This window comes from Pseudomonas sp. MWU349 (genome assembly GCF_017947325.1).
In the GTDB taxonomy this organism is placed as follows: Bacteria; Pseudomonadota; Gammaproteobacteria; order Pseudomonadales; family Pseudomonadaceae; genus Aquipseudomonas; species Aquipseudomonas protegens.
The window spans coordinates 376,067-388,079 of the sequence record NZ_JAFEVP010000006.1; the positions used below are offsets into that span (position 1 = coordinate 376,067).

The 12,013-nt window shown below is 62.9% G+C and carries 8 protein-coding genes; 5 read left to right on the forward strand and 3 right to left on the reverse strand.

The features are described 5' to 3' along the window. Nucleotides 1–106: 106 nt before the first annotated feature. On the reverse strand, nt 107–1,570 hold the full coding sequence (locus tag KCG88_RS24970; protein WP_047284979.1) for a glyceraldehyde-3-phosphate dehydrogenase: 1,464 nt from the start codon (nt 1,568–1,570) through the stop codon (nt 107–109). 353 nt (nt 1,571–1,923) lie between these two features. On the opposite strand from KCG88_RS24970, the gene mfd reads away from it, so the two are divergent. The 3 genes from mfd to KCG88_RS24985 are packed head-to-tail and all read left to right on the forward strand — an operon-like array spanning nt 1,924 to nt 8,652. After that, nucleotides 1,924–5,373, forward strand: a complete 3,450-nt coding sequence (gene mfd / locus KCG88_RS24975) for a transcription-repair coupling factor (RefSeq protein ID WP_210713341.1) — start codon at nt 1,924–1,926, stop codon at nt 5,371–5,373. Between the two features lie 10 nt (nt 5,374–5,383). After that, nucleotides 5,384–5,950 carry a CsiV family protein gene (locus KCG88_RS24980; protein WP_015634817.1) on the forward strand — a complete coding sequence of 189 codons (567 nt, stop codon included), beginning with the start codon at nt 5,384–5,386 and terminating at the stop codon, nt 5,948–5,950. An 11-nt stretch (nt 5,951–5,961) separates the two neighbouring features. Then, the gene (locus tag KCG88_RS24985) at nt 5,962–8,652 is read left to right on the forward strand and encodes a DEAD/DEAH box helicase (protein ID WP_210713342.1); all 2,691 of its coding nucleotides are present in this window, start codon (nt 5,962–5,964) and stop codon (nt 8,650–8,652) included. A 58-nt stretch (nt 8,653–8,710) separates the two neighbouring features. On the opposite strand, the gene nagZ is transcribed toward KCG88_RS24985, so the two are convergent. Next, the gene (gene nagZ / locus KCG88_RS24990) at nt 8,711–9,709 is read right to left on the reverse strand and encodes a beta-N-acetylhexosaminidase (protein WP_210713387.1); all 999 of its coding nucleotides are present in this window, start codon (nt 9,707–9,709) and stop codon (nt 8,711–8,713) included. A 181-nt stretch (nt 9,710–9,890) separates the two neighbouring features. Then, a complete protein-coding gene (locus KCG88_RS24995) occupies nt 9,891–10,598 on the reverse strand; it encodes a TetR/AcrR family transcriptional regulator (protein WP_047284972.1) in 708 nt (235 codons plus the stop codon). 251 nt (nt 10,599–10,849) lie between these two features. Between KCG88_RS24995 and lexA the strand changes: the two genes are divergently transcribed. Continuing rightward, complete coding sequence (gene lexA / locus KCG88_RS25000) at nt 10,850–11,455, forward strand: transcriptional repressor LexA (RefSeq protein ID WP_011060269.1); 606 nt, start codon at nt 10,850–10,852, stop codon at nt 11,453–11,455. Between the two features lie 10 nt (nt 11,456–11,465). Further along, nucleotides 11,466–11,939 carry an SOS-induced cell division inhibitor SulA gene (gene sulA, locus KCG88_RS25005; RefSeq protein WP_011060268.1) on the forward strand — a complete coding sequence of 158 codons (474 nt, stop codon included), beginning with the start codon at nt 11,466–11,468 and terminating at the stop codon, nt 11,937–11,939. The last annotated feature ends 74 nt before the right edge of the window (nt 11,940–12,013 follow it).

Here is a 12,013-nt window from a genome sequence, read left to right on the forward strand (position 1 = left end):
TCGCTGGCAAGCCAGCTCCTACGGGATTGCGCCGACTTGGCTTGCCGGCGCAAGCCACAAACAAAAACGCCCCGACAAGTCGGGGCGTTTTCATTTCAGCAGGCGCTTAGCGTGGGAACGCTGGCGGGTTGACCCCGGCCATGTCTTCCATCACGCGCACTACCTGGCAGCTGTAACCGAACTCGTTGTCGTACCAGACGTACAGAACAACGCGGTTGTCCTGGACGATGGTCGCTTCAGCGTCGACCACACCGGCGTGACGCGAGCCCACGAAGTCGGTGGACACCACTTCCTGCGAGTTGACGAAGTCGATCTGCTTGTGCAGGTCGGAGTGCAGCGCCATGTAGCGCAGGTACTCGTTCATCTCTTCACGGGTGGCGGCTTTCTCGAGATTCAGGTTGAGAATGGCCATCGACACGTTTGGCGTCGGAACGCGGATCGCGTTACCGGTCAGCTTGCCGGCCAGCTCAGGCAGGGCCTTAGCAGCAGCAGTAGCAGCACCGGTCTCGGTGATCACCATGTTCAGCGCGGCGCTACGGCCACGGCGATCACCCTTGTGGAAGTTGTCGATCAGGTTCTGGTCGTTGGTGTACGAGTGAACGGTTTCGACGTGACCGTTGATGATGCCGAACTTGTCATTCACAGCCTTCAGCACCGGCACGATGGCGTTGGTGGTGCAGGAAGCGGCGGACACGATCTTGTCTTCAGCGGTGATTTCGCTGTGGTTGATACCGTGAACGATGTTCTTCAGCTTGCCTTTGCCTGGCGCGGTCAGCACCACGCGATCGATACCCGGGCAGGCCAGGTGCTGGCCCAGACCATCGGCGTCACGCCATACACCGGTGTTGTCCACCAGCAGCGCGTTCTTGATCCCGTACTGGGTGTAGTCCACCTCGGTCGGGTTCTTCGCGTAGATCACCTGGATCAGGTTGCCGTTGGCGGTGATGGTGTTGTTTTCTTCGTCGATGGTGATGGTGCCGTTGAACGAACCGTGCACCGAGTCGCGACGCAGCAGGCTGGCGCGCTTGGTCAGGTCGTTTTCGGCGCCTTTGCGCACCACGATGGCGCGCAGACGCAGGCCGTCGCCGCCACCGGTTTTCTCGATCAGGATGCGCGCCAGCAGACGGCCGATACGACCGAAGCCGTACAGCACCACGTCAGTGCCTTTACGGGCCGAAGCATTTTGCTGGCCCACGACATCAGCCAGTTCTTCGCGAACGAACTGCTCAGCCGTGCGGCCGTTGCCTTCGTTGCGGAATTTGAACGCCAACTTGCCCAGATCTACCGAAGCCGCGCCGAGCTTGAGCTCGCTCATGGCTTTAAGCAGAGGGAATGTTTCGTGGACGGAGAGTTCGCTGTCGTCGGAGGAGCGATGGCGAGCAAAGCGGTGAGCCTTGAGAATCGCGATGACAGACTGGTTGATCAGGCTGCGGCCATAGATCGAGCTCACCACGTTGTTATTGCGGTAGAGCTGACCGATAAGCGGAATCATCGCTTCTGCGAGTGCTTCACGGTCGATCCATTCACCAAGACACTGGTCGGGCTTCTGAGTCACGGGAACCTTCCACATGTAGGGGCAGAAAAAAGGGGCTACATTATGCCGCCCCGTTCCTGTCGTAGCAATGCGCGCCTGTCGTGCGGAACGTAACAAAAAGCCCTTGCAAAAAAACACCACTGTGCTGGAGGCCAGTAAAACCGGGGCTTCCAGCAGCGTCAATTTTTTGGACATCACACCAGCCTGTCTGTAACCCTCCGTAACACCAGCCACAATCGGCACTACATTTCAGGTCAAAAAGCGCATTTTGTTGTCATAGCCACTACATTTGCCCCAACCAGCGTATTAGACGCATCAGCCACTGACAGTGGCTGCCCGGGGCCGTTACAATTACCGACTTTGTCGCAACGCTTGGAGCTTGACCGTCCGTGCCCGTCCTGCGTCTACCGCTACTCCCTGCCGCCGCCGGTAAACAGCATTGGGGCAACTTGCCCGGTGCCGCCCTGAGCCTGGCCATCGCCGAAGCCGCCAGCGCTGCCAAGCGCTTCACCCTCCTGCTGACAGCCGACAGCCAAAGCGCTGACCGGCTGGAACAGGAGCTGAGCTTCTTCGCCCCGGATCTGCCGGTGCTGCATTTTCCTGACTGGGAAACCCTGCCCTACGACCTGTTCTCGCCGCACCAGGACATCATTTCCCAGCGCATCGCCAGCCTCTATCGGCTGCCGGAGCTGGAGCATGGCGTGCTGGTGGTGCCGATCACTACTGCCCTGCACCGCCTGGCGCCCACCCAGTTCCTGCTGGGCAGCAGCCTGGTGCTGGACGTCGGCCAGAAGCTCGATGTGGAACAGATGCGCACGCGCCTGGAGGCGAGCGGCTATCGCTACGTGGACACCGTGTACGAGCATGGCGAATTCACCGTACGCGGCGCGCTGATCGACCTGTTTCCCATGGGCAGCAAGCTGCCTTATCGCATCGACCTGTTCGACGACGAAATCGAAACCCTGCGCACCTTCGATCCGGAGAACCAGCGCTCCATCGACAAGGTCGACTCGGTGCGCCTGCTGCCGGCCAAGGAGTTCCCGCTGCAGAAAGAAGCGGTGACCCGCTTCAAGGCGCGCTTTCGCGAACGCTTCGATGTGGACTTCCGCCGCTGCCCGATCTTCCAGGACCTGAGCAGCGGGATTACCCCGGCCGGTATCGAGTACTACCTGCCGCTGTTCTTCGAAGAGACTTCGACCCTGTTCGACTACCTGCCCCAGGACACCCAGGTGTTTTCCCTGCCGGGCATCGAACAGGCCGCGGAAAACTTCTGGAACGATGTACGCAACCGCTATGAAGAGCGCCGCGTCGATCCTTCGCGCCCGCTCCTGCCCCCGGGCGAACTGTTCCTGCCAGTGGAAGACTGCTTCGCCCGGCTGAAGAACTGGCCGCGCGTGGTGGCCAGCCAGCAGGACATCGAGACCGGTGTCGGCCGCAAACGCTTCCCGGCCCACGAGCTGCCCAACCTGGCCATCGAAGCCAAGGCCAACCAGCCGCTGGCAGCACTTTCGGGCTTTCTCGACGCGTTCCCCGGGCGAGTGCTGTTCACCGCCGAATCCGCCGGCCGCCGGGAAGTGCTGCTGGAGCTGCTGGAGCGCCTCAAGCTGCGGCCCAAGACCGTCGACAGCTGGCCGGACTTCGTCGCCAGCAAGGAACGCCTGGCAATCACCATCGCCCCCCTGGACGAAGGCCTGGTGCTGGACGACCCGGCCCTGGCCCTGGTGGCCGAAAGCCCGTTGTTCGGCCAACGGGTGATGCAGCGCAGGCGCCGGGAAAAGCGCGCCGATGCCAACAACGATGCGGTGATCAAGAACCTCACCGAGCTGCGCGAAGGCGCGCCGGTGGTGCACATCGACCATGGCGTCGGTCGCTACCTGGGCCTGGCGACCCTGGAAATCGACAACCAGGCCGCCGAGTTCCTGACCCTGGAATACGCCGAGGGCGCCAAGCTTTATGTGCCCGTGGCCAACCTGCACCTGATCGCCCGCTACACCGGCAGTGACGACGCCCTCGCGCCCCTGCATCGCCTGGGCTCGGAAGCCTGGCAGAAGGCCAAGCGCAAGGCCGCCGAACAGGTGCGCGATGTGGCCGCCGAGCTGCTGGACATCTATGCCCGCCGCGCCGCCCGCGAAGGCTATGCCTTCGCCGACCCCAAGGCCGACTACGCCACCTTCAGCGCCGGCTTCCCGTTCGAGGAAACCCCGGACCAGCAGAGCACCATCGAAGCGGTGCGCGAGGACATGCTCTCGGGCAAACCGATGGATCGCCTGGTGTGCGGCGACGTGGGCTTCGGCAAGACCGAAGTGGCCATGCGTGCTGCCTTCATCGCGGTCCACGGCGGCAAGCAGGTGGCGATCCTGGTGCCCACCACCCTGCTCGCCCAACAGCACTACAACAGCTTCCGCGATCGCTTCGCCGACTGGCCGGTGACCGTGGAAGTGATGAGCCGCTTCAAGTCGGCCAAGGAAGTGAACGCCGCAGTGGCCGACCTGGCCGAAGGCAAGATCGACATCGTCATCGGCACCCACAAGCTGTTGCAGGACGATGTGAAGATCAAGAACCTGGGGCTGGTGATCATCGACGAAGAACACCGCTTCGGCGTGCGCCAGAAAGAACAGCTCAAGGCCCTGCGCAGCGAAGTCGACATCCTCACCCTGACCGCCACGCCGATCCCCCGGACCCTGAACATGGCGGTCTCGGGCATGCGCGACCTGTCGATCATCGCCACCCCGCCGGCCCGGCGCCTGTCGGTGCGCACCTTCGTCATGGAGCAGAACAAGAGCACGGTCAAAGAAGCCCTGTTGCGCGAACTGCTGCGTGGCGGCCAGGTGTACTACCTGCACAACGACGTGAAGACCATCGAGAAATGCGCCGCCGACCTGGCCGAACTGGTGCCCGAGGCACGGATCGGCATCGGCCACGGGCAGATGCGCGAACGCGAACTCGAACAGGTGATGAGCGACTTCTACCACAAGCGCTTCAACGTGCTGATCGCCTCGACCATCATCGAGACCGGCATCGACGTACCCAGCGCCAACACCATCATCATCGAGCGCGCCGACAAGTTCGGCCTGGCCCAGCTGCACCAGTTGCGCGGCCGGGTCGGCCGTAGTCACCACCAAGCCTACGCATACCTCTTGACGCCACCGCGCCAGCAGATCACCCCGGACGCGGAAAAGCGCCTGGAAGCCATCGCCAACACCCAGGACCTGGGAGCCGGCTTCGTCCTAGCCACCAACGACCTGGAGATCCGTGGCGCTGGCGAACTGCTGGGCGACGGCCAGAGCGGGCAGATCCAGGCCGTGGGCTTCACCCTCTACATGGAAATGCTCGAACGTGCGGTGAAGGCCATCCGCAAGGGCGAACAACCGAACCTCGACCAGCCACTGGGAGGCGGCCCGGAAATCAACCTGCGCCTGCCGGCACTGATTCCCGAGGACTACCTGCCGGACGTGCACGCGCGCCTGATCCTCTACAAGCGCATCGCCTCGGCCACGGACGAAGACGGCCTCAAGGACCTGCAAGTGGAGATGATCGACCGCTTCGGCCTGCTACCGGAGCCGACCAAGAACCTGATCCGCCTGACACTGCTCAAACTCCAGGCCGAGCAACTGGGGATCAAGAAGGTCGACGGCGGCCCACAAGGCGGCCGCATCGAGTTCGCCGCAGATACACCGGTGGACCCATTGGCGCTGATCAAACTGATCCAGGGCCAGCCCAAACGCTACAAATTCGAAGGCGCAACCCTGTTCAAGTTCATGGTGCCGATGGAGCGCCCGGAAGAGCGCTTTAATACATTGGAGGCACTGTTTGAGCGCCTCACCCCGAAATCTGCTTGAAGGACGCCCCATGCGCCTGTTCCGCTCCCTGACCCTGCTCCTGGCCCTGGTCGCGCCAACGGCCTTTGCCGATGACCTGTACCAGGTGGAAATGATCCTCGTACGGCAGAACGCCGAACCGCTGATCGTCAGCCGTGCAGCCCCCGAAGACTGGGCCGCCGGCGCCCAACGGCTGAGCCCGGACAGCCTGCGCACCCCGGCCCTGGGCAGCATCGTGGAAAAGCTCGGCGCCAGCGGCAGCTACAGCGTGCTGTTGCACAAGGCCTGGCAACAGACCCTGGGGGAAACCCCGGTGAAGGTTGCCCTCAGCGATGGCCCGGAACAGTTCGGCCAGTTCCCCATCGAAGGCACCCTGAGCCTGAAGCTCGGGCGCTTCACCGATGTGGACGCGGACTTCTGGGTCAACCAGATCGACAGCAACGGCCTGGTCACCAGCAGCGAGCGCCTGAAACAGCAGAGCCATACCAAGAATGGCCAGCTCAACTACCTGGACAACGGCCACCTGGCACTGCTGATCAAGATCACCTCGCTGACCGCACCGGCCCCGCGCCCCGCTCCAACTGAAATACCGGACTGATCGAAGTCCCTATGACCCCGCCCCTGACCAAACCCCTGGCGCCCTCCTGGGTCAACCGCTTCAAGGAACAAGCCTTGGAGCGTGGCCGGCGCTACGCCCTGGAAAAACGCGTGCGCATCGCCACGGCCGCAGACAGCGCTATCACCGCCAGCTGCGAAGGCTCCGGCGGCACTGTGTACCGGCAGACCATCACCCTGCGCGAATCGAGCAAGGGCAACCTGCTGCTGATCGACGCCCACTGCACCTGCCCAGTACGCAGCAACTGCAAGCACATCGCTGCGGTGCTGCTACACGTGGAAGAAACCCTGGCCTACCCGGCGGCGGCCCAGGACGCCGAACTGCTGGCAAAGCTCTCAGCAGTCCTCGACAGCCGTCGCCCCGCCGCCCTGCCCCAGGTACTGCTGGAGGACGTGCGCCCGGTGCCTCGGCTGTGGCTGGCCAGCATCGAGTTCAGCGCCTTCGAACCGCGCAACGGCAAGATGCAGCGCTACATCCAACACCGCGCCGCGCTGTCGTTCAACTACAGAGGCGAATACGCCAGCGGGCAGAAAAACACCGATGTGATCATCCGCCAGGAACACCAGAGCCTGCGCATCAAGCGTCAGCCCGAGCTGGAACAGGGCTGGCGCGAGCAATTGCGAGGCCTGGGCTTCAAGATCGCCACCCGGCAGAGCAAGGCCCTGCCGGAAAGCGCCGGCGAGCTGTTCGAGATGGTCAACGACAGCGCCTGGCTAACCTTCACCCTCAACGAGCTGCCAAAGCTGCGCAGCCAGGGCTGGGAGCTGCAGATCGACGAAGGCTTCGGCTTCGACCTGACGGCGGTGGACGACTGGTACGCCAGTGTCGACGAAGCCCCCGGGCGCGACTGGTTCGACCTGGAGCTGGGAATCATCGTCAACGGCGAGCGCCTGAGCCTGCTGCCGATTTTGCTCAACCTGATGCGCTCGCACACCGAGATCCTCAACCCGGAACGCCTGGCCAAGCGCCGCGACGACGAACTGATCCTGGTGAACATTCCCAACCGGCCCAACTCCCTGCATGGCCCGCTGCAAGTGGCACTGCCCTATGGTCGCCTGAAGCCGGTACTGGCGACCCTGGGCGAGTTCTATCTGCAAGAACCCGGCGAAACCACCCTTCGCCTGAGCAGCGCCGACGCTACCCGGCTCAACCCGTTGCAGGAACTGCCACTGCTATGGGAAGGCGGCGAACATATTCGCACCTTCGCCCAGCGCCTGCGGGACATCCGCGACTACTCGGCGCCGGCGCCCCAGGGCCTGAACGCCACCCTGCGCCCCTATCAGCTCGAAGGCCTGAGCTGGATGCAGTCACTGCGCCAGCTGGAAGTGGGCGGCATCCTTGCCGACGACATGGGCCTGGGCAAGACCCTGCAAACCCTGGCGCACATACTCAGCGAGAAAAACGCCGGGCGCCTGGACCGCCCCTGCATGGTGGTAATGCCCACCAGCCTGATTCCCAACTGGCTGGACGAGGCCGCGCACTTCACCCCGCAGCTCAAGGTACTGGCGCTGTATGGCGCCGGGCGCAAGAAACACTTCGCCCAGTTGGGCGACTATGACTTGCTGCTGACCACCTATGCGCTACTGCCCAAGGACATCGAACTGCTGGCGGCCCAGCCCCTGCATGTGCTGGTCCTCGATGAGGCGCAGTACATCAAGAACCCGTCGAGCAAGGCCGCCCAGGCCGCTCGGGAACTCAATGCCCGGCAGCGCCTGTGCCTGTCCGGCACGCCACTGGAAAACCATCTGGGGGAGCTCTGGTCGCTGTTCCACTTCCTCTTGCCGGGCTGGCTCGGCGATGCCAAGAGCTTCAACCGTGACTACCGGGTACCGATTGAAAAGCACGCCAGCGAGGTGCGCCTGCAGCACCTCAACGGCCGGATCAAGCCCTTCCTGCTGCGCCGTACCAAGGAGCAGGTGGCCACCGAACTGCCGCCCAAGACCGAGATCATCCACTGGGTCGAGCTCAACGAGGCGCAGCGTGATGTCTACGAAACCATGCGCCTGGCCATGGACAAGAAAGTACGCGACGAAATCACCCGCAAAGGTGTGGCGCGCAGCCAGATCATCATTCTTGAAGCCTTGCTCAAACTGCGCCAGGTGTGTTGCGACTTGCGCCTGGTCAACGACTCGCCACCCACACGGGGCAGCTCCTCAGGCAAGCTCGACAGCCTGATGGAAATGCTTGAAGAACTGTTCGAAGAGGGCCGGCGGATTCTGCTGTTCTCGCAGTTCACCTCGATGCTGAGCCTGATCGAGGCCGAGCTGAAACGGCGCAACATCGCCTACGCCTTGCTCACCGGCCAGACCCGGGACCGGCGCACTCCGGTACGGGACTTCCAGAGCGGCAAGCTGCAGATTTTCCTGATCAGCCTCAAGGCCGGCGGTGTCGGCCTCAACCTGACCGAGGCCGATACGGTGATTCACTACGACCCGTGGTGGAACCCGGCCACCGAGAGCCAGGCTACCGACCGCGCCTATCGCATCGGCCAGGAAAAGCCCGTGTTCGTCTACAAGCTGATTGCCCGAGGTACGGTGGAAGAAAAGATCCAGCACCTGCAGCAGGAAAAATCGGACCTGGCGGCAGGTGTGCTTGATGGGCGCAAGGCCGGTGACTGGAAGCTGCAGAGCGAAGACATCGAAGCCTTGTTCGCCCCACTGCCAGACAACAAGGGCGGCCGCTGAAACCGGCCACGTGCGGGGGGCATCTCGAATTGCCCGGAGCCCCCCCCTTGCCAAGTCGTCAGTCGATCAACTGAGCATCCTTGAGCGCACCCAGCGCCACCAACCAACGCGGATCCTGCTTGTACTCGATATTGGCGAAGGCCTGGCCACGCATCCTCGCGATGCGTGGCGAAGGCTGCACCTTGAGGCGCTGCACGGCACTCAGGGCCAGCTCGGCGGCAGCACGGTCATTGCATACCAGCCCCATGTCGCAACCGGCGGTCAGCGCCGCTTCGATCCGGCTTGCCGCGTCCCCGACGACATGAGCGCCGGCCATGGACAGGTCATCGCTGAAGATCACCCCGTCAAATTGCAGCTCGCCACGCAGGATGTCCTGCAACCAGTAGTGCGAGAAGCCGGCCGGTTGAGGGTCGACTTGCGGATAGATGACATGCGCAGGCATCACTGCCGCCAACTGCTTGCTCAGGCGAGCAAAGGGCAGCAGGTCCTTGGCACGGATTTCATCCAGACTGCGCTCGTCATTGGGGATCGCCACATGGGAGTCGGCCTCGGCCCAGCCGTGCCCGGGAAAGTGCTTGCCGGTAGCGGCCATGCCGGCGCTGTTCATACCGCGGATAAACGCACCGGCGAGCAACGCCGCCTGCTCGGGATCGCCCTCGAAAGCCCGGCTGCCCACCACCGCGCTGCGCTGGTGATCGAGGTCCAGTACCGGGGCGAAGCTCAGGTCCAGCCCCACCGCCAGCACCTCGGTGGCCATGACCCAGCCACACTGCTCGGCCAGGTACTCGGCATTTGGATTGTCGGCCAGGGCACGCATGGCCGGCAGGCGCACAAAGCCCTGGCGCAGGCGCTGCACCCGACCGCCCTCCTGGTCCACGGCCAACAACAGGTCCGGGCGAATCGCGCGAATCGCTGCGCACAACTCCCGCACCTGGCGCGGATGTTCGATATTGCGGGCAAAGATGATCAACCCACCGACCTGCGGCTGGCGCAGGAGTTGGCGATCTTCGGCCGTCAGCCAGGTACCGGCGACGTCCACCATCAAAGAGCCTTGCAGGCCAGCAGTCATAGAAATTCCTTAAGCACTACGATGGCTTCCAGGCAACGCTGATCGGGCCGCATCCGCATGGATGCAGCCGGGCCGAGCAGCATCGGCACAGGGAAGGCACGGAATATAGAACGAGAATCGGCATGGGCGGCTAGCTTAGCGGATGTAAGCTGTCGCGCCCACCCGTGGATCAGGCCTTGGCGGCTACCGGGACCGATTTGCTGCGCGGCTTGAGCTGGGCGCTGGCCATGGCTTCATCGGTGACGCCGGTTTCGGCACGCATGCCCGCGGCGAGGAACGGCACCATCAGGCGCATCACCTGCTCGATGGAGGTATTGACCCCGAAATCGGTTTCGGCGATAGCCCGCAGCGCCTTGATCCCGGACATGCTGAACGCCGCAGCACCGAGCATGAAGTGCACGCGCCAGAACAGCTCAATGGGAGGAATACGCGGCGCCGCTTCATTGACCAGCAGCATGTAGCGGCGGAACACCTTGCCGTACATATCCTCCAGATAACGCCGCAAGTGCCCCTGGCTCTGGCTGAACGCCAGCCCCAGCAGACGCATGAAGATCGACAGGTCGTTACCGCTGCGCGGCTGCACTACCAGGGCCTGCTCGACGAGGATCTCCAGCAGCTCTTCCAGGCTCGGCTTGTTCTCCGGCTTGGACTGGCGACGCTCAAGCTCACGATCGAGGCTGATGCAGAACGGGCCGAGGAAACGCGAGAATACCGCCTGGATCAAGGCCTTCTTGGACCCGAAATGATAGTTGACCGCTGCCAGGTTGACCCCGGCCTTGCTGGTGATCAGCCGCAATGAGGTTTCGGCAAAACCTTTTTCCGCGAACAACTGCTCGGCAGCATCGAGAATGCGTTCAACGGTTTCCGACTGGGCCATGGCTACTCCGCCTGACAAACACTTGTTTGAAACATACGTTTCAGGCTTTGCAATGTCAAGCCTGCCGGCCTGTGCGCACGCCGTCCGGCGCGCTATTTAATCACACCTGCCGGCCCCTGTAGCCAACCTTGGGCAGAGGATTGCGGCACCCGGATGACAACCGCTCGGCCACCCCAGGCAAAAGGAGGATTGCCAAGCGACGTTCACTGTATATAATCCCAGTCACTGTATAAAAAGACAGAGCGATCGACATGCTAAAACTGACGCCACGCCAAGCTGAGATTCTGGCTTTTATCAAACGCTGCCTCGAAGACAACGGCTACCCGCCCACCCGTGCGGAAATTGCCCAGGAACTGGGATTCAAATCGCCCAACGCCGCTGAGGAACACCTCAAGGCCCTGGCCCGCAAGGGCGCGATCGAGATGACCCCGGGTGCCTCCCGCGGAATCCGCATTCCCGGCTTCGAAGCCAAGGCCGACGATACCCTGCCGATCATTGGCCGTGTCGCCGCCGGCGCACCGATCCTGGCCCAGCAGCACATCGAAGAGTCCTGCAATATCAACCCGACCTTCTTCCACCCTCGCGCCGACTACCTGCTTCGGGTCCATGGCATGAGCATGAAGGACATCGGCATCTTCGACGGTGACCTGTTGGCGGTACACACCACTCGCGAGGCCCGCAATGGCCAGGTCGTGGTGGCGCGCATCGGTGATGAGGTCACGGTCAAGCGCTTCAAGCGCGAAGGCAGCAAGGTCTGGCTGATTGCCGAGAACCCTGAATTCGCCCCAATCGAAGTCAACCTGAAAGATCAGGATCTGGTGATCGAAGGCTTGAGTGTCGGCGTCATTCGCCGCTAAAGGAGGCTCCATGCAGTTCCCCCACACACCACAGCAAGCACAGCTGCCACTGTTCGAGGCGTTCCTGGCCCAGCCACTGGCGCCCGCCCTCAAGGAAGTGGTCGAATCGCCCTGGAACAAAGATCCAGAAGCCTTCAGCGAGCTGTCGTTACGCGGCGCCGCCGGGAACTGCCTGAACCTATTGGCACCGATCCTTCGGGAACTCAGCCAGGATCAGGACGCGCGCTGGCTGACACTGATCGCCCCACCCTCCAGCCTGACCCAGAGCTGGCTACGGGACGCCGGCCTGAATCGCGAGGGGATCCTGTTGCTACACCCCCGGGGTAATCAGAGCCCGCAACAGCTCGCCTGCGAGGCCCTGCGCCTGGGCCGCAGTCATACCGTAGTCAGTTGGTTGAACCCGTTGAGCGCCAGCGCCCGGCAACAGCTGATCAGCGCCGCACGCACTGGCGATGCGCAGAGCCTGAATATTCGCCTGGGATGAAACGCCGGGAAAGCGCGGAATTTACGCTTGAATGACACAAGGCTTCTCCAGGATTGAGAAGCCGGAACAAATGC

Coding starts and splice junctions, on each gene's coding strand:
- KCG88_RS24980 (WP_015634817.1), top strand. CDS start 5,384: ATGCGCCTGTTCCGCTCCCTGACCCTGCTCCTGGCCCTGGTCGCGCCA.
- KCG88_RS24995 (WP_047284972.1), bottom strand. CDS start 10,598: ATGGCCCAGTCGGAAACCGTTGAACGCATTCTCGATGCTGCCGAGCAG.
- KCG88_RS24970 (WP_047284979.1), bottom strand. CDS start 1,570: ATGTGGAAGGTTCCCGTGACTCAGAAGCCCGACCAGTGTCTTGGTGAA.
- sulA (WP_011060268.1), top strand. CDS start 11,466: ATGCAGTTCCCCCACACACCACAGCAAGCACAGCTGCCACTGTTCGAG.
- KCG88_RS24985 (WP_210713342.1), top strand. CDS start 5,962: ATGACCCCGCCCCTGACCAAACCCCTGGCGCCCTCCTGGGTCAACCGC.
- lexA (WP_011060269.1), top strand. CDS start 10,850: ATGCTAAAACTGACGCCACGCCAAGCTGAGATTCTGGCTTTTATCAAA.